The 19,250-nt window shown below is 69.5% G+C and carries 9 protein-coding genes; 3 read left to right on the top strand and 6 right to left on the bottom strand.

Annotated features, from left to right (window positions below; translation table 11 throughout):
- The first annotated feature begins 15 nt into the window (after positions 1 to 15).
- The 3 genes from AS97_RS47135 (at position 16) to AS97_RS09615 (ending at position 13,901) form a co-directional block, all read left to right on the top strand.
- On the top strand, positions 16 to 11,043 hold the full coding sequence (locus AS97_RS47135; RefSeq protein WP_282615678.1) for a type I polyketide synthase: 11,028 nt from the start codon (positions 16 to 18) through the stop codon (positions 11,041 to 11,043).
- A gap of 145 nt (positions 11,044 to 11,188) precedes the next feature.
- Entirely contained in the window at positions 11,189 to 12,622 is a 1,434-nt protein-coding gene (locus AS97_RS09620) for a tryptophan 7-halogenase (RefSeq protein ID WP_210564704.1), read from the top strand.
- A gap of 10 nt (positions 12,623 to 12,632) precedes the next feature.
- The gene (locus AS97_RS09615; RefSeq protein ID WP_247204301.1) at positions 12,633 to 13,901 is read left to right on the top strand and encodes a cation:proton antiporter; all 1,269 of its coding nucleotides are present in this window, start codon (positions 12,633 to 12,635) and stop codon (positions 13,899 to 13,901) included.
- Between the two features lie 43 nt (positions 13,902 to 13,944).
- Here AS97_RS09615 and AS97_RS09610 read toward each other — a convergent pair whose 3' ends face one another.
- The 6 genes from AS97_RS09610 to AS97_RS09585 all read right to left on the bottom strand — a co-directional run bounded on the left by AS97_RS09610 (position 13,945) and on the right by AS97_RS09585 (position 19,246).
- On the bottom strand, positions 13,945 to 14,901 hold the full coding sequence (locus tag AS97_RS09610) for an LnmK family bifunctional acyltransferase/decarboxylase (protein WP_210564703.1): 957 nt from the start codon (positions 14,899 to 14,901) through the stop codon (positions 13,945 to 13,947).
- Positions 14,902 to 14,968: 67 nt separating this feature from the next.
- Positions 14,969 to 16,045 (bottom strand): histidinol-phosphate transaminase, encoded by a 1,077-nt coding sequence (locus AS97_RS09605; RefSeq protein WP_247204300.1) that lies wholly within the window; start codon positions 16,043 to 16,045, stop codon positions 14,969 to 14,971.
- 75 nt (positions 16,046 to 16,120) lie between these two features.
- Positions 16,121 to 16,378, bottom strand: coding sequence for an acyl carrier protein (locus AS97_RS09600; RefSeq protein WP_210564701.1), 258 nt, complete (start codon positions 16,376 to 16,378; stop codon positions 16,121 to 16,123).
- A gap of 20 nt (positions 16,379 to 16,398) precedes the next feature.
- A complete protein-coding gene (gene dmpG, locus AS97_RS09595; RefSeq protein WP_059147521.1) occupies positions 16,399 to 17,478 on the bottom strand; it encodes a 4-hydroxy-2-oxovalerate aldolase in 1,080 nt (359 codons plus the stop codon).
- On the bottom strand, positions 17,475 to 18,380 hold the full coding sequence (locus AS97_RS09590) for an acetaldehyde dehydrogenase (acetylating) (protein WP_210564700.1): 906 nt from the start codon (positions 18,378 to 18,380) through the stop codon (positions 17,475 to 17,477). Before AS97_RS09590 ends, dmpG begins: the two co-directional genes overlap by 4 nt.
- 77 nt (positions 18,381 to 18,457) lie before the next feature.
- Positions 18,458 to 19,246: a fumarylacetoacetate hydrolase family protein gene (locus AS97_RS09585; protein ID WP_210564699.1), complete on the bottom strand. Its 789-nt coding sequence runs from the start codon at positions 19,244 to 19,246 to the stop codon at positions 18,458 to 18,460.
- Positions 19,247 to 19,250 lie beyond the last annotated feature (4 nt).

Below are 19,250 nucleotides of genomic sequence, written 5' to 3'. Positions count from 1 at the left end.
TCCCGTGAGGTATTGATGTCGGACCACGAAAAGCTCCTCGGCTACCTCCGACGGGTGACCGCCGATCTCCATGAGACCCGACAGCGCCTTCAGGACGTGGAGGCGGCGGCGCGCGAGCCGATCGCGATCGTCGGGATGAGCTGCCGCTACCCCGGTGGTGTGCGGACTCCCGAGGAGTTCTGGGAGCTGCTGGACGGCGCACAGGACGTGATCGCGCCCTTTCCCACGGACCGTGGCTGGGACGTCGACGCCGTGTACGACCCGGATCCCGACCGGCCGGGCACCTCTTACACCCGTGAAGGCGGCTTCCTCACCGACGCGGGGGACTTCGATGCCGACTTCTTCGGGATCTCGCCGCGTGAGGCGCTGGCGATGGACCCGCAGCAGCGGCTGCTGCTGGAAGCGTCGTGGGAAGCCATCGAACGGTCGGGCATCGATCCCGTGTCGCTCAAGGGAAGTCAGGCCGGTGTCTTCATCGGAACCGTCGCCCCGGCCTATGGCCCGCGCCTGCACAGGGCGACCGGAGGTGTCGAGGGCCACCTGATGACCGGCACTGGTCTCAGCGTCGTGTCCGGACGGGTCGCCTTCACCCTCGGCCTGGAGGGTCCCGCGATGACGGTGGACACGGCGTGCTCCTCCTCGCTGGTGGCCCTGCACCTGGCCGTACAGTCCCTGCGCCAAGGCGAGTGCTCCAGCGCGCTGGTCGGCGGTGTCACGGTCATGGCCACGCCCGGTACCTTCATCAGCTTCAGCCGGCAGCGCGGGCTCGCCCCGGACGGACGGTGCAAACCCTTCTCAGCCGCCGCGGATGGCTTCGGGCTTGCCGAAGGCGTCGGCATGCTGTTCCTGGAGCGGCTGTCCGATGCGCACCGCGACGGCCATCCGGTGCTGGCCGTCGTACGCGGTACCGCGATCAACCAGGATGGGGCCAGCAGCGCGTTGTCCGCGCCGAACGGTCCCTCGCAGCAGCGGATGATCCGGGCGGCGTTGGCGAACGCGGGGCTGACCGCGGGTGAGATCGACGTCGTGGAGGCGCACGGTACGGGCACGACGCTGGGCGACCCGATCGAGGCGCAGGCGCTGCTGGCCACGTACGGTCGCGACCGGGACGAGGACCGGCCGTTGTGGCTGGGCTCGGTGAAGTCCAACATCGGGCACACCCAAGCCGCCGCGGGCGTGGCCGGTGTGATCAAGATGGTGCTGGCCATGCGGCACGGCGTGCTGCCGCCCACTCTGCACGTCAACGAGGCGTCGCCGCACGTCGACTGGTCGGCCGGCACCGTCCGACTCCTCACCGAGGCCACCCCCTGGCAGCAGGGTGAGCAACCGCGCCGGGCAGGTGTCTCCTCGTTCGGCATCAGTGGCACCAACGCGCACGCCATCATCGAGCAGGCGCCCAACCCGCCGGAGGGCGAAGCGGACGGCGCATCGGATGACGGCGCCGTACCGTCCGGGGTGGCTTCGGCATCGCTCCCGCTCGTCCCGTGGGTGTTCTCGGCCAGGTCCGCGGCGGGTTTGCGCGGCCAGGCCGCCCGGCTGCTGGACCACGCGCGAAGGCATCCGGGGGTTGCCGCGGTGCACACCGGCCTGGCCCTCGCAACCACCCGGACCGTCTTCGACCACCGCGCGGTGGTCCTCGCGCCGGACCACGCGGGCGCCGTACGCGAGCTGGAGACGTACGTCGCGGACCACGACACTCCGGGGCTCGTCGCGGGCGTCGCACGACACGGCACCGAAGTGGCGCTCGTTTTTCCGGGGCAGGGATCGCAGTGGGCCGGGATGGCGGCGGAGCTGCTGGATTCCTCGCCGGTGTTCGCGGAGCGGATGGGCGAGTGCGCCGTCGCGTTGGCGCCGTATGTGGAATGGTCGCTGCTCGACGTCTTGCGGTGCACCGACGGGGACGGCTGGCTGGGCCGGGTGGACGTGGTGCAGCCGGTGTTGTGGGCGGTGATGGTGTCATTGGCCGAGCTGTGGCGTTCGTACGGTGTGGTGCCGGCGGCGGTGATCGGTCACTCCCAGGGAGAGATCGCGGCCGCGTGTGTCGCGGGCGGGTTGTCGTTGCCGGACGCGGCGCGAGTGGTTGCGCTGCGCAGCCGGGCGTTGCGGGCGCTGTCGGGCCGAGGCGGCATGGTGTCCGTCGGTCTTCCTGTCGCCGAGGTGCGGGAGCGGCTGTCCGCGTGGTGCGAACGGCTGTCGGTGGCGGCGGTGAACGGGCCCTCGGCCGTGGTGGTGTCGGGTGACACCGACGCGCTCGAGGAACTGCTGGTGCGGTGCGAACGTGACGGAGTACGGGCGCGCCGGGTTCCGGTGGATTACGCCTCGCACTGCGCACATGTGGAGGCGATCGAGGACGAGTTGCTCGGCGACCTCGCGGGGATCGCTCCGCGGTCGTCGGCGGTGCCGTTCTATTCGACCGTGACCGGCGGGGTGCTGGATACGGCGGAGTTGGATGCCGCCTACTGGTATCGGAACCTGCGGCAGACGGTCCGCTTCGATGAGACGGTACGGGTTGTGCTGGGCGAGGGTATCCAGGTGTTCGTGGAGGCCAGTGCCCATCCGGTACTGACCATGGGGATCGAGCAGACAGCCGATGACCACGGAACGCAGGCGACGGTGGTCGGGTCACTGCGTCGTGACGAGGGTGGGCCGGCGCGGTTCTTGAAGTCTGCGGCCGAGGCGTTCGTGGGTGGCGCCGACGTCGATTGGCGGGAGGTGTTCGCCGGTACCGGTGCGCGCCGCGTGGACCTGCCGACGTATGCCTTCCAACGCCGCCGATACTGGCTGGAGTCCGAGGCGGCTGAGGCCGGTGACGTGTCATCGGCAGGACTGGCCTCGGCCGAGCACCCCTTGCTGGGAGCCGTCGTTCCGTTGCCCGACTCCGAGGGTCTCCTGTTGACGGGCCGTCTGTCGCTTCGTACCCATGCCTGGCTCGCTGACCATGCGGTGCTGGGCCGTGTCGTGCTGCCCGGTACGGCGTTTGTCGAATTGGCGTTGCGAGCGGGCGACGCCGCCGGATGTGATCGGCTGGAAGAGCTCACGCTCGAGACGCCGTTGGTGCTGCCCGAGGACGCCGCGGTCCAGGTGCAACTGGCCGTGAGCGGGCCGCGGGAAACGGGACACCGCACATTCAGCGTATACGCGCGCCGCGACGACGCGCCGAGTGAGTCATGGACGCGTTACGCGAGAGGCACGCTGACCGCCGCCGGCCCGACAGCGGCCTCCGCGGATCTGAGCGTCTGGCCGCCGACCGGCGCCCAGGCGGTCGAGACCGCGGGGCTCTACGAACGGCTGGCGGCCACCGGGCTCGCGTACGGCCCGGCGTTCCGTGGACTGCGGGCTGCCTGGCGCCGAGGTGATGAGCTCTTCGCCGAAGTGGCGCTGCCGGAGGACATGCGAACCGAGGCGAGCCGGTTCGGGGTACATCCCGCGTTGCTGGATGCGGCACTCCACGTCTGGTCGGCCCACCATGATACGGCCACCGATATGAAGGCCGCGGGAATCCGGTTGCCGTTTGCGTGGAATGGCGTCTCGTTGTACGCGGTCGGGGCTTCGGTGGTGCGAGTGCGGGTGGTGCCGGCCGGCGACGGTGGGGTGTCGGTAGCGGTGGCCGACGGGGCAGGGGTGCCGGTGGCGTCGGCGGACGCCTTGGTGACGCGTCCGGTGGGAGAGGGGGAGTTCGCGGCCGCTGCTGCGGTGGGGGAGTCGCTGTATCGCGTGGAGTGGGTGCCCGCGTCGCCGGCCGCGGGGCCGGAGGTTGGGGTACGGGGGTGCGCGGTGGTCGGGGGGGACCATTTCGGGGTGATCGAGGTGTTGGGGGCGGAGGGGTTCGCGGCTTTCGACGAGATGGGCGAGTGTGCGCCCGAGATTGTAGTGGTGTGTGTTGGCTGTGTTGGTGATCGGGGTGTCGTCTCGGAGGTGAGTGCGGCGGTCGACCGGGTTCTGTGCTGGGTACAGGGGTGGTTGGCGGAGGAGCGGTTCGCTGGATCGCGGCTGGTTGTGGTCACGCGGGGTGCGGTGGCGGTCGAGGCCGGTGAGGATGTGCGTGATCTGGCCGCGGCCCCGGTGTGGGGACTGGTGCGCTCGGCCCAGTCCGAACACCCGGAGCGGTTGGTCCTTGTGGACGTGGACGACGCCGGCGCTTCGCTGGACGCCCTGCGCGAGGCGGTGTTGACCGGTGAACCGCAGGTAGCCGTGCGCAGGGGTGAGGTACTGGTGCCGCGCCTGACTCAAGGCCCAGCGAGTGGAGTATTGGTGCCCGTGGACGAGGGGCGGCCATGGCGGCTGGAGCCTTCGAGGGAGCGCACGCTGGAGGGGCTGACCCTGGCGACGGCTCAAGACGCGGCTGGTGAACTGGGTGAGTTCGAGGTGCGCGTCGCCGTACGCGCGGCAGGACTGAACTTCCGTGATGTGCTCATCTCGCTGGGCATGTATCCGGACCATCAGGCGCTGATGGGAAGTGAAGGAGCCGGCGTGGTGGTGGCCACCGGCCCGGGGGTCGAGTCCTGCGCCGTCGGTGATCGCGTGATGGGTCTGTGGACCGGCGGTTTCGGGCCGCTGGCGGTGGCGGACCACCGCACCCTGACCCGGATCCCGGACGGCTGGTCGTTCACCGAAGCCGCGTCTGTTCCGGTCGTGTTCGTGACGGCGTTGTACGCGTTGCGCGAGCTGGCGGGCGTGCGGCCCGGTGAGTCGCTGCTGGTGCACTCCGCGGCCGGTGGGGTGGGGATGGCGGCGGTGCAGCTGGCGCGGGTGTTCGGCCTCCGAGTCTTCGCCACCGCCAGCCCTGGCAAGTGGGACGTGTTGCGCGGCCTGGGAGTTGACGACGCGCATCTGGCGTCGTCGCGGTCGCTGGAGTTCGAGCAGCGGATCCGCTCGGTATCGGGTGAGCGTGGTGTTGATGTCGTGCTGGACTCCCTGGCGGGTGAGTACGTCGACGCCTCGCTGCGGCTGCTCGGCGAGAGCGGGCGTTTCATCGAGATGGGGAAGGCGGACGTGCGGTCCGCTGACGAGGTCGCGGCGGCGCACCCCGGAGTGGCATACCGGGCGTTCGACCTGGTGGAGGCAGGGCCGGAGCGCATCGGGGAGATGCTCACGGAGATCGTCGGCCTTTTCGAGCAGGGTGCGCTCAAGCGGTTGCCGACGCGGGTGTGGGATGTGCGCCGGGCGAGCGAGGCGTTTCGGTTCATGCGTGAGGCGCGGCACGTGGGGAAGCTGGTGTTGAGCGTTCCGGCCACCCTGGACCCGGAGGGGGTGGTGCTGGTGACGGGCGCGGGGGGCGTGCTGGGCGGTGTGGTGGCTCGGCATCTGGTGGCCGAGCATGGGGTGCGTCACCTGCTGCTGGTCACTCGTCGTGGCTCGGCGGCCGAGGGCATGCCGGAGCTTGAGGCGGAGCTGACCGGCATGGGTGCGTCCGTGACCGTCGCCGCATGCGATGTGGCTGATCGCGACGCCCTGGCGGAGACGGTCGAGCGATTGCCCGCCGGGCGTGGTGTGACGGGCGTGGTTCATGCCGCGGGGGTGTTGGACGACGGGACCGTGGCGTCGCTGACGCCGGAGCGGGTTGACGCGGTGTTGCGGGCGAAGGTGGCGGGGGCGTGGAATCTGCATGAGTTGACGCGGCGTCATGATGTGGCGCTGTTCGCGCTGTTCTCGTCGGCCGCTGGTGTATTGGGCTCGGCGGGGCAGGCGAATTACGCGGCGGCGAACACCTTCCTGGATGGGCTCGCCGCGCATCGTCGTGCTCTGGGTCTGACCGGCGTGTCGTTGGCGTGGGGCATGTGGGCCGAGCGTTCCGGTATGACGGAGCACCTGGGCGAGGCGGATTTGTCGCGGATGGCGCGGGTCGGTGTGGTGCCGTTCTCGTCAGACGAGGGATTGCGGCTTTTCGACTCGGCGCATGCCCTGGCGGAGAGCCTGGTGGTACCCGCCCGGCTGGACACCGGTGCCCCGGCCGTCTCCGGCACCGCGGTACCCGCCATGCTCAAGGGACTCCTGCGACGGCCGATCCCCGCACGACGCGCTGCCGTCCACGCCGACGCGCTCCGCACGGTCGACCAGGCCACCGAATTGCGGCAGCGGCTGCTCGGCATGAGCCTCGCCGACCGCGGCCACACCGTGCTGGAGCTCATCCACGCGCAGGTGGTGGCCGTGTTGGGGCACGCCACGCCTGACGCGGTCGAGTCCGACCGGGCGTTCAAGGATCTCGGTCTCGACTCGCTGACGGCGGTCGAGCTGCGTAATCTGCTGAGTGCGACGACCGGGTTGCGTCTGCCCGCCACGCTGGCCTTCGACTACCCGAACAGCAAGGCACTGAGCGAATACATCCTGGCCGAACTGGTGGGGCAGGCCGACGGCGCGGCGGCGACGTCCCCGGCCGGCGGAAGCGATGGCATGTCCCACGATGACCTCATCGCGATCGTCGGGATGAGCTGCCGCTATCCGGGCGGCGTGACGTCCCCGGAGGAGTTGTGGCAGCTCGTCGTCTCCGGCGGGGACGCTATCGGCGGACTGCCCACCGACCGCGGCTGGGATCTCGACGGCATCTACGACCCGGACCCTGACGCGCCCGGCAAGACGTATGCGCGTCAGGGCGGGTTCCTCTACGACGCAGCCGCGTTCGACGCGGGGTTCTTCGGGATCTCACCGCATGAGGCGGTGGCGATGGACCCGCAGCAGCGTCTGGTGCTGGAGACCTCGTGGGAGGCGCTCGAACGCGCCGGGCTGGTTCCATCGTCGCTGCGCGGCAGCAGGACAGGTGTCTTCGTCGGATCCCACTACCAGGAGTACGGCCCGCGGCTGCACGAGGCGGTGGAGGGTTCCGAAGGCCACCTGATGACGGGGACCGCGGCCAGCGTCCTGTCCGGGCGCGTGGCCTACACCTTCGGTTTCGAGGGGCCCGCGGTGACGGTGGACACGGCGTGTTCGTCGTCGCTGGTGGCCCTGCATCTGGCGGTGCGGTCGCTGCGCCAGGGCGAGTGCGACCTGGCGCTGGCCGGCGGTGTCGCCGTGATGCCGAATCCCGGCCCATTCATGGGTTTCAGCAGGCAGCGCGGTCTGGCACTCGACGGGCGGTGCAGGGCGTTCGCGTCGGCCGCGGACGGGACGTCGCTCGCCGAGGGTGTGGGGGTATTGGTGGTGGAGCGGTTGTCCGATGCTCGGCGGCGGGGGCATCGGGTGTTGGCGGTGGTGCGCGGCTCCGCGGTGAATCAGGATGGTGCGTCGAATGGGTTGACGGCTCCGAATGGTCCGTCGCAGCAGCGGGTGATTCGGGGAGCGTTGGCGGACGCGGGGGTGTCGGCGGCGGACGTTGACGCGGTGGAGGCGCATGGTACGGGGACGAGGCTGGGGGATCCGATCGAGGCGCAGGCGTTGCTGGCGACGTATGGGCGCGAGCGGGCGCGCGGGGGTCGGCCGTTGTGGCTGGGGTCACTGAAGTCGAACATCGGGCATACCCAGGCGGCCGCCGGTGTGGCAGGCGTGATGAAGGTGGTGCTTGCGCTGCGGCACGGTGTGCTGCCGCCCTCGCTGCACATCGATGAGCCGACGCCGCACGTGGATTGGTCGGCCGGTGGGGTGGAGCTGTTGCGGGACGCGGTGGAGTGGCCTGAGGAGGGAGGGCCGAGGCGTGCGGGCGTCTCGTCGTTCGGCATCAGCGGGACGAATGCGCACGTGATCGTGGAGCAGGCTCCGCCGGAGGAGCGCGTGGAGGCGTCAGCGGATGAGGCAGGCGTGGTGGCGTGTGTGGTTTCCGGAAGGTCGGAGGTGGCGTTGCGTGCGCAGGCGGAGCGTTTGGCGCAGTTCGTGCGGGCCGATGACGGCCTGTCGCCTGTGGAGGTGGCGTCGTCACTGGTGACGTCCCGGTCGGTGTTCGAGCACCGTGGTGTGGTGTTGGCCGCGGGGCGTGATGGGCTGTTGGCGGGCTTGGCGGCCTTGTCGTCGGGGCAGCCGGCGGCTGGTGTGGTGCGCGGCGCCGTTCTGCCCGGGAAGTCGGCGGTGTTGTTCTCGGGGCAGGGCAGCCAGCGCATCGGCATGGGGCGGGAGCTGTACGAGAGCTTCCCGGTGTTCGCGGAGGCTTTCGACGCGGCGTGCACGCGCTTCGACGCCCTGCTGGACCGGTCGTTGCGGGAGGTGGTGTTCGGGGACGTGGACGCGTTGGCCCTAACGGAGTTCACGCAGTGCGGACTGTTCGCGGTCGAGGTGGCGCTGTTCCGGCTGGTGGAGTCGTGGGGTGTGCGGCCGGATTTCGTGGGTGGCCATTCGTTGGGGGAGGTGGTGGCCGCACATGTGGCGGGAGTGTTGTCGTTGGAGGACGCCTGTGCGTTGGTGGCGGCTCGGAGTCGGTTGATGGGGGAGTTGCCCGGGGGCGGGGTGATGGTGTCGGTGCGGGAGGCGGAGGCGGAGGTGTTGCCGTTGCTGGCGGGGTATGCGGACGAGGTGAGCGTCGCGGCGGTCAACAGCCCCGGGTCCGTCGTGCTCTCGGGAAGGGAAGCAGCCGTAGCCGAGGTGGTGGGGGTGTTGGCGGAACGGGGCGTGGAGGCGAAGCGGCTGAGGGTGTCGCACGCCTTCCACTCGCCGTTGACCGAGCCGATGCTCGCCCCGTTCCGCGAGGTGGTGGACGGGCTCTCCTTCCGCGCGCCGCACCTTCCGGTGGTGTCGAATGTGACGGGCGCGATGGCCTCGGCCGACGAGCTGTGCGCGCCTGATTACTGGGTGCGGCATGTGCGGGAGACGGTGCGCTTCGCCGATGGGGTGGGGGCCCTGGCCGGGCAGGGAGTAACGACGTTCGTCGAACTCGGTCCTGACGGTGTGCTTTCCGGAATGGGACACGAGTGCCTGCCCGACGCGGTGTTCGCGCCGGTCCTGCGGAGGGACGCGGACGAGACCAGCTCCGTCGTCGACGGGCTCGCCCAGGCGTACGTGCGGGGCGTGGCGGTGGACTGGGCAGCCGTCATCGCCGCCGGCGGTTCGTCGCCGCGACGCGTGGACCTGCCCACGTACGCCTTCCAACGGGAGCGCTTCTGGCTGCGCTCGACCGCTGAGACCGCCGCGACGACCGCCGGTGACGCGGTGCCCGGGGGCCTGGCGGACGCCGGTTTCTGGGAGGCGGTGGAGCGTGGTGACGCGAGCGCGCTCGCGAGCGAGCTGTCGGTCGAGGACGGAGACGGCACCGGTGAGTCGCTGACGGCGGTGCTCCCGGTGCTGTCGGCATGGCGGCGGCGTCGACGGGAGCTGGGATCGGTGGACGCCTGGCGCTACCGGGTGGCGTGGTGGCCGGTGGCCGGTGGGACAGGCACGCTGACGGGGGTGTGGCTGGTGATCGTCCCCGAGGGGCACACCGGGGATGCGTGGGTGTCGCACGTCGTGAAGTCGGTGGAGAGGGCCGGGGCGTCCCCCGTGGTCGTGGAGCTGGCGTCGAGCGCCACGGACGGCGACGCGGCGGCCGGACCGTTGCGCGCGGCGCTGGCACGGGCCGGTGACGCGAGGATCGTCGGCGTGCTGTCGTTGCTGGCGCTCGCGGAAGGACGGCACGCGGTGTATGGGTCGGTGCCGCTGGGGGTGGCGTTGACGCTGGCCATGGTGCAGGCGGCGGGCGAGGTGGGAGTGCGCGCCCCGGTGTGGTGCGTCACCCGCGGAGCCATGTCCGTGAACGGAACGGAACGGGTGCGGAGCACAGAGCAGGCGGGGGTGTGGAGCCTGGGACGTGTGATCGGTCTCGAGGCTCCGGAGCGTTGGGGCGGGGTGGTGGACCTGCCGGACGTGCTGGACGGATGGATCACGGATCGTCTGACATGGGTACTCGCCGGCGGCTCGGGGGAGAGCGAGACGGCGGTCCGAGGCGCGGGGGTGTTCTGCCGCCGTGTGGTGCGGGCCGCCGCCGGCGGACGCCGTGGTGCCGGGTGGCAGCCCTCGGGGACCGTGTTGGTCACCGGCGGTACGGGAGCGTTGGGCCGGCACGTGGCGCGGTGGCTGGCACGCGCCGGCGCTGATCGCTTGGTTCTCGTGTCCCGCCGCGGCCCCGGGGCCGACGGGGCGGATGACGTGCGCAAGGAGCTGGAGGGCCTGGGTACGAAGGTCGAGCTGGTGGCCTGCGACGTGGGTGACCGGAGGGCCGTCGCCGACGTGGTGGCGGGCGTGACAGCGCGGGCGCCGTTGACAGGAGTCGTTCACACGGCCGGGGTCCTGGACGACGGGGTGCTGGAAGGGCTGACCGTGGAGCGGTTCGAGGAGGTCTTGCGGTCGAAGAGCGAGGCGGCATGGCATCTGCACGAGGTCACAAAGGACTTGGGACTCTCGGCGTTCGTGCTGTTCTCCTCGTTCGCGGGCGTCGTGGGTTCTGCCGGACAGGCGAACTATGCGGTGGCGAACGCGCTTGTGGACGCGCTGGCTGAGCAGCGGCGGGCTGAGGGGCTGACGGCTACCTCGGTGGCGTGGGGGCCATGGGCCGACGAAGGTATGGCCGTCAGCAGCAGCGAGGTCAGCCGCAACGTCCGGCGCAGCGGTCTGGCCCCGATGGATCCGCGATCGGCACTCATGGCGATGGAGCGGTCACTGGTGGAGGGCGGGACCTCCGTCGTGGTCGACGCCGACTGGCATCGCTTCGGCGTCGCGTTCGGAGCCCGCTCGTTGGAACGGCTGCTCAGCGGTATCCCGGACGTGCGGAAGCTCATGACTGACGCGGCCGACGACACCGCTGCGACGCGGGCCGAGGATCCGGCCGCCCTCGCCGGCCGCCTCCGAGCCTTGCCCGAGGTCGAACGGGGGCGGGAGCTGCTGGAACTCGTGCGAGCCCATGCCGCCGTCGTGCTGGGGCACACCGGTGTGGACGCGATTGCCCCTGGTCGTCGCTTCACGGAGGTGGGATTCGACTCCCTGACCGCCATGCGCCTGCGCAACCGGCTCAGCGCGGCCACGGGCATCCATCTCACCGCCGCGACGGTGTTCGCCCACGCCACGCCGACCGCTCTGGCCGACTACCTGCTCGCCGCGTACGCGGCTCCCCCCAAGCGACCGAGGCCCCTGCTGAGGCCACGACCCCGAGCATGACGGCGTCGCTCGCGACCGACGCGGGCCGAGACACGTTGTGTAACGGTGGCTCTTGCCGATGCCGGGCTTACTGCCGCGCGTGATGATGGCAGAGATTTGGAGAACCGTTGCCCACCGGCGAACGATATGAGAGGCAGCGAAAGACGTGAATTCTGCTGTTGAATCAGATTATGACGTAGTGGTCGTCGGGGGCGGTCCTGGTGGATCCACGCTTTCGACGCTCGTGGCACTCCAGGGCCATCGGGTGTTGCTCCTGGAAAAGGAGGAGTTCCCGCGGCACCAGATCGGCGAGTCGCTGCTCCCGTCCACGGTGCACGGGATCTGCCGCCTCCTCGGAGTCACGGATGAGCTGGCGAATTCCGGCTTCATGAAGAAGCACGGAGGCACCTTCCGGTGGGGGCTCAACGCTGAGCCCTGGACCTTCGATTTCTCCGTTTCCGAAAAGTTCTCCGGCCCGACCTCTTACGCCTACCAGGTCGAGCGCATGAAGTTTGACAAGATCCTCCTGGACAATGCCCGCAGTAAGGGTGTGGACGTCCGTGAACGCAGCGAGGTCGTGGGCGTTCTCGAGGAGGAGGGGCGGATCCGCGGTGTGCGGTACGACGACGCCGAAGGCGTCCGGCGGGAGGTCCGTGCCAGATTCGTAGCGGATGCCTCGGGAAACAAGAGCCGCATACACAATCGGATCGGCGGTGCGCGTAAATACTCGGACGTATTCCAGAACATCGCCGTATTCGGTTACTTCACAGGCGGAAAGCGAACGCCTGCCCCCTGGACGGGCAACATCACCTGCGCGTCATTCGATCTCGGCTGGTTCTGGTACATTCCGCTCTCCGATGAGCTCACCAGTGTCGGTGCGGTGCTGAGGCGTGAGGCGCTGGCACGCCTCCAGGACGGGCCCCGGGACAAGGTGTTGGAGGGCCTGATCGAGGAGTGCCCCCTCATCGCCGACTACCTGTCGGAGGCAGAGCGAGTCACCGAGGGGCCGTACGGGGAGGTCCGCGTCCGCAAGGATTACTCCTACATTCAAGAGAAATTCTGGCGGCCCGGTATGGTGCTGGTCGGCGACGCCGCCTGCTTCATCGACCCGCTCTTCTCCTCCGGCGTTCATCTGTCCACGTACAGTGCCCTGTTGGCGGCCCGATCGATCAACACCACACTGGGCGGTGTCATCGACGAGGCCCACTGCTTCCGCGAGTACGAAGCCCGTTACCGCAGGGAGTATGACGTATTCCACGACTTCCTGGTCGCTTTCTACGACCTGCAGAAGGATGAACACGCCTACTTCCGTGAGGCGAAGGACGTCATCGGGAGTTCCGCCTCGGCGGCGGAGTCATTCGCGGAACTGGTAGGCGGCGGCGCGTCCAATGAGGAGGCACTGATCGGTACCGCGCCCTCCCTCAGCCAGGAACGCAGGGCGGATCTGCTGGAGCAGTCGCGGAAGATCCACTGGCAGGGATCCCGGGTTCAGGTCCAGGCGCTCTTCGGCGAGAGCGTGGGGGATGCTCCCCTGTACGAGGGCGGTCTGGTCGAGTCACCCGACGGCATGCACTGGGCTCGCCCCGAACGGCCTTCCTGAGGGACCCCATGTGCTGACTACTCACCAGGTGCAGTGGTTGTTCCTTGGCCTCGTCGCGGTCCTGGTTCTCAGCAGGCTTTTCGGCGCCGGGGCCCGTCTCCTGCGACAGCCTGCCGTGGTTGGGGAGATCCTGGCCGGAATCCTCATCGGGCCATCGCTGTTCGGCGGCGCCCTCGCGGATTTCCTGTTCCCCCCGGACACTCGCCCGCTGTTGGCGGCGTTTGCCAACGTCGGCCTGGCCCTGTTCATGTTCGTCATCGGCTATGAGCTGCCATTCGACGAGCTGCGCGGCAAGGCGCGGGTCGCCGTTCGGATCTCACTCTGGTCCGTGGCGGTGCCCTTCGTCCTCGGTGCGCTGCTCGCGCTGTACCTGGTCCGCGATCACCACGTGCACAGCCAGTCCGGTTTCGTGCTCTTCCTGGGCGCGGCGATGTCGGTGACGGCGTTCCCGGTGCTGGCGAGGATCTTGACCGACCGCGGACTGGACCGGACCCGTCTCGGTGGCATCGCCCTGGCCGGCGCGGGCATCGGCGATGTTCTGGCCTGGCTGCTTCTCGGCCTCGTCGTGACCGTCAACGGGGGTACCGGTCAGGCGCGGTTGCTGCTGGTGCCCCTTGGCCTGATCGCGATGCTGACGTTGGTACGCCCCCTGCTGCGCCGGGTGTTCACCGCAGCGGAGGAGAGTGGGGGCACGACCGGCCCACTGGTAGCCGTATTGACCGGGCTCATGCTCTCCTGCTGGGCCGCCGAGTGGGTGGGGATCCACTTCATCTTCGGGGCCTTCCTTTTCGGTACGGTGGTACCCCGCACTCAGCGGACCGATGTCAGGTCCGAGCTCACCGGGTACATCGAGTCGATCGGCAGTGTTCTTCTACTGCCCGTGTACTTCGTCCTGTCGGGAGTGCGGGTGGACCTCTCCGGGATCGGTTTCGCCGGACTCGGGGAACTGGCCCTCATCCTGCTCGTGGCCCTCGTCGGAAAGCTCCTCGGTGCCTTCGTGGGTGCGCGGCTGAGCGGGATTCCCAGGCTGCAGTCGACGGCCCTGGCAGCGTTGATGAACACCCGCGGTCTCACCGAGATCGTGATGTTGACCGCGGGCCTCGAACTGGCGGTGATCGACGCCTCCTTCTACTCCCTGATGATCCTCATGGCTCTGGTGACCACCGCCATGACCGGGCCGATGCTTCGCTTCCTGGAGCGGCGCGCCGGTGGGAACGGGCGACAGCTCGGAGAATTCGAGTACGAGCGGCAAGGCTTCGGCTTCTCCCGGAGGAAATAGTCGGGTGCCGGGTGGGAGACGTGGTGGCCGCAGAGCATGGCGGTCAGGACGCTTCGACGTCGATCTCGATGCCGGCGACGGCGAGCAGACGACCCGTGCCGGAGTCACGCATGGCCATGTCGGCGATCTCGATCCGCGGCTGCGCCGTGCTGAGCCACCTGCGCACCGTGATGGTGAACACCGCGCCCGGGTCGGCGTTGCCGAAGTACCCGACCTTCTGGTCGACCACCTTGCGCCGCAAGAACCGCTCGTCGCCGCGGCCGAGCGACCGCCATACGCGCAGCAGCGCCGTGTCGAAGATGGAGAAGTACGAGGCGAAGTACACGAGCCCGGCACCGTTGAGGTCGCGTGCGACGTCCAGCGCGTACTCGGACGTGTGGGGCGGCCCGGCCGCGAGGAGGCCGGGCGGCCCCGCCGAGTAGAAGCTGCCCGTCTCTCGGGCGCGTCCGACCAGGGTGCGCGGCGAGTAGGCGTTGGGCAGCCGGGGGAGGCCGCTGTAAGCGAAGTCCGGAGGCGCGACCTGGGACAACTGCCGGTTGCTGCTCGGGCGGCTACGAGCGATCCAGCGGTTGAAGTTCTCGGCGTAGAGACAGTCCGGGTGGGGGTGCTCGTACAGCTCCGCGGGATCCAACGGCGCGTCGGCCAGGCCCAGCCCTGCCGGCGCGAGCCGGTGGAGCGTGATCACCGACTGGCTGCCGAACTGGAACACCCGGGAGGTCACCTGGAGCTCGTCGCCGAAGGTGAGGCCGTGGGGATGGACGACGTCGCCGCCGCGTACGTGGAAGTAGTAGAAGGACAGGTAGGCAGGCTGCCCCTCGGAGGTGCGGGCCGCGTGCACATTGGTGTGGCAGGCGGCCGCCACTGCCTCCCAGGTCCAGTCCCCGATCTGACCGAAGATGAGTGATCCGCCACTGCACATGCCCGGGGCGACGACCACGTGGCGGGACGGCGAACTGTCGTCACCCACCCGGACGGGCTGCGTCGTAGTGCTCTGATTCATTGTTCCCTGCCTGTCTGATCGGGCTGAGCGAGCCATTCGTAGGGCCCTACCGTCTTGGTGGGGTTGCTCAAGGCCCTTGTTGCTCGCGGCGGCGCCATTCGGCCGATGCGGCGAGGAAGGCGTCGTTGTCCTCGGCGCAACCGATCGACACGCGCACGCCCTCGCCCGGAAACGTCCGCACGGCGATGTCCTTGCCCGTGCACCACCTGCCGAACTCGGCCGAGGCATCGCCCAGCCGGAGCCAGAGGAAGTTGGCGTGGCCGGCCGGAACGTCCCAGCCACGGGCCACCAAGGTGTCCCGGACCCGGCCGCGTTCCCTGACCGTCGCGTCGACGCGGCGCAGCAACTGATCCTCGAGCCCGAGGGCCGCCACGGCCGCTTGCTGCGCGACCCCGTTCACCGCGTAGACGAGGCAGGCTTTGCGCAGCTGCTCGACCACGCGGGGATCACCCACCAGGTAGCCGGCCCGGAGGCCGGCGAGTCCATACGCCTTCGAGAACGTGCGCAGCACCACGAGATTCGGGTGCGCCTCGACGAGTTCCATGCCACTTGAGGCGGTCGGCTCGCGCGCGTACTCGTAGTACGCCTCGTCGAGGGCGACCAGACAGGTCGGCGGGGTGCGTGCCAGGAACTTCAGCAGTTCCTCCCTGGCGACCATCGTGCCCGTCGGATTGTTGGGATTGCAGATGAGCACCAGTCGCGTGGCGTCGGTGATCCGGTCGGCCATGGCCGGGAGGTCGTGCGCGTCCCGGACCAGGGGCACCCGCACGGAGCGCAGACCGGCGAGGTCGGCGAGAATGGGGTAGAGCTCGAACGACCGCCAGGCGTAGACGACCTCGGTGCCGGGGTCACCGACGGATTGCAGCAGCGTCTGGAGGAGAGCGACGGACCCCGCGCCCACCACGACCCTGTCCTCCGTGATCCCGTGCGTCTCCGCGATCGCACGCGTCAGCTGGCCGCACCCCGGGTCGGGGTAGCGGTTCACCGTCGAAGCCGCCGCCGTGATCGCTTCTACGATGCCTGGCAGCGGGCCGTGGGGAGATTCGTTCGCCGACAGCGGGCGCGTGCGCGTCGCTGCCGCGTGCACGCCTTCGGTCGGCTGGTACGCGGCGAGACGGCCGAGGACCGCGCGGAGTCGAGGCAAGGACAAAGGGGCTCCCAAGCACGCAAGGCCAGTACGTCGTGATCTGGCAGGTGATCCGGCATTCGCGAGACGGACTCAGGGGCGCCCCTCGGCGGACTCGGCTCCGGCGTGCGGCAGTCGCTCCGTCAGCAGACGCGCGATGTCCGCGACCGTGGCGGTGTCCATCAGCTCGTAGTCGTGGACCTCGATGCCGAGCCGGCTCCGCAGCAGCTCCGCCAGTTCCACCGCCGTGAGGGAGTCGAGCCCCACCTCCTCGCGGCCGGCCGTCGGCACGACCTCTTCCTCCCTCATCTGGAGGTCGTCCACCAGGATGCCTTTGAGTACCTCGTACATGGCGTGTTCCTCTTTCGCTGTCACTCCTGACCGGAAGCCCGCGATCCCCCGGCGGGCCGGCCACTGTGGGTCTCCTCCCGCAAGGCGAGCGCGACGTCCACGATGAGGTCTTCCTGGCCGGCCACCGCTTGGCGCTCGCCCAGCTCGAAGAAGACGTCGCGCGGGTCGACCCCCTCGCGCCGGGAGATGTCGAGGACCCGGTTCTTGAAGCCGGAGAACACTCCGGACAGGCCACTGACGACACCGACGGAGTCGATGGCCGGCGGGGCGGGCATCAGCTCGCGTCCGGCGATGTCCGCCGCGTCCAGGAGACCGTACAGATCGATGCCCGTGGCGAATCCCATCCGCTCCAGCACGGGCACCAGGACCTCGAGCTGGGTGTTGCCGGCCCCCGCTCCGAAACCCCGGGCGCAGGCGTCCACGATGCTCGCCCCCGCCTCGACCGCGGCGACCGAGTTGGCGACGGCCATGCCGAGGTTGTTGTGACCGTGGAACATCACCGGTACGTCGACGGCGTGGCGGATGGCGCCGATGCGCTCGGCCACGTCTGCCGGGAGGAAATGACCGGAGGAGTCGAGAATCCCCACCCCGCTCGCCCCGTACTCCACGAGCCGGGCGCACTCCTCCGCCAGTTGCCGGGGACTGGCCATGTGGCTCATCAGGAGGACGCCGTGCGCTTCGACACCGGCGTCGCGGAGAAACCCCAGATGCCGCTCGGCGAGGTCCCCCTCGGTGCAGTGCGTGCCGATCCGCACCACGTCGACGTCGTGGGCGATGGCCTTCTTCAGGTCCTGGACGGTGCCCCATCCGGGGATCATGAAAACGCCCATCCTGCTGTTCGGCAGAGCCTCGCGTACGACGGACAGCATCTCGTCGTCGCCGAGCCGAGCCTGACCGGCCTGGAGGGAGGACGCGCCCAGGCCGTTGCCGTGTCCCACTTCGACCACCGGAATACCCGCGGCGTCCGCGGCGGCCGCGTACCCGCGCAGTTGGTCGGGGCCGAGGTTGTGGCGGACCGCGTGATGTCCATCGCGCAGGGTCGGATCATGGACGAGAACCGGCTTCCGCGCGCCGCTCTCCCTGTCTGCCGTCCGGATCACGACATCACCGCGCCGGCAGTCGGGAGATGGGCCGCCGCGTACAGTTCGGCGACGTGAAGCGCGGCGGAGTTGATGATGTCGAGGTTGCCCGCGTACCGCGGGATGCGGTCGCCGGATGAGGTGACCTCGATGGCGATGAGGGCCTTCCCGTCCTCCACGACGCACGCTGTGACCTGGAAACCACCGGCGAATGCCCGGACCGACTCCGTCGCGGTCGTCACGGCCGCGCGCACCGATTCCGCGGTGAGCTCTTGCCCCAGCACGGACATGGCGACTCGGAAGGTCGCCGGCGGCTTGGCGGGGCTCACGTTGAGGATCGCCTTGACGTCCTTGACCCCGGTGAACTCACGGACCGCGTCCTGGGTGGTCTCGATGTACTCGTCGAGATTCAGCCGGGTGGACCGGCCCACGCTCAGACTGGCCGCAGTGGCCACCACCTCGACGTAGTCGATCCGGTGCCGCCGCGCGATCGCGTGCAGGATCGGTATCGACGCTTGACCGCCACAACTGATCATGTTGATGTCGCCGTGCTCCAGGACATCCGCCCCGTTCACAGTCGGGACCACCATCCGCCCTACCTTGCTCGGTGTGAGATCGACGAGCATCGTCCCGAAGGGCTTCAACCGCTCCGCGTGCTCGGCGTGCGACACGGCGCTGGTGGCGTCGAAGACCACGTCGAACGGGTCTGTGGCGTCGACCAGGGACTGGAGGCCGCCCGTCGCGGTCGGCAGCCCGAGCCTGGTCGCGTGCCGCAGACCTGGCGTGTCGTCGTCGCGTGCAACGACCAGCCGGCAGTCGAGAGAACGCGAACGCATGATCTTGGCCGCCAGGTCGACTCCGATGAGGCCGGCGCCGAGCACCGCCGCGGATAGTCGCCCGCTTCTTTTCCTGGCTGTACTCATGGCTGTATCGCCCTTCCTTGTGCGCAGACCCGCCTTGACGAGCCCGAGTACGGCGTTCCGGTCGGAAGGACGGTTGCCTAGGAGCCGTCCACGTGCAGAGTGATGGAGCCCAAGCGGTCGAACTCGGCGATGAACGTGTCCCCGGGGCTGATGGGGACCGCGGCGTGGAGCGCCCCCGTCATGATCAACTGCCCCGCGTCCAGGGACACCCCGCGCTCGCCGAGCACGTTCGCCAGCCATGCCACGACGGCGACCGGATCTCCCAGGGCCGTGGCGCCGGCGCCGGTCGCCACGATCTCGCCGTTGCGCGAGAACACCATGCCGATCAGACGGGGGTCGCAGTCCACGGTGGGGACGACGGGCCGGGCCAGGGCAACGGCACCGTTCGACGCGAGATCAGCGATGGTGTCGGCGAGCTTGATGCGCCAGTTCTCGATCCGGGAGTCGACTATCTCCAGCCCCGCCATGACCTCCGCGACGGCTCCGCGCGCCTGCTCCAGCGTGATGCCCGGACCGGTGAGGGGCGCGCCGAGGCGGAAGACGATTTCGGCCTCCACCTTGGGCGCGATGAATGAGTCGCACGACACGGTCGCCCCGTCGGCGTACACGGTGGAGGCCAGCACGGGGCCGTAGTCCGGTGTGTCGACGCCGAACATGTCCTGCATCGGAGCGGACGTGAGGCCCGCCTTGTACCCGACGACGTGGTCGCCGTCCGCGACGAGCATGCGCACGAGTTCACGCTGGACGGCATACCCGTCATCCATGCCCAAAGCGGGGGCCGCGTCGGTGAACGGCGCGATGGGTACTCGTTCGGCCCGCGCCTCGTAGAGGGCTCTCGCCCTGGCCACGGTGTCTTCACCCGACATCCTC

Origin of the sequence: Streptomyces sp. AgN23, assembly GCF_001598115.1 — a bacterium.
Taxonomy (GTDB): Bacteria; Actinomycetota; Actinomycetes; order Streptomycetales; family Streptomycetaceae; genus Streptomyces; species Streptomyces antimycoticus.
The sequence above is the reverse complement of the archived record's forward strand: the minus strand, read 5'-3'. Positions and strand labels throughout refer to the sequence as shown.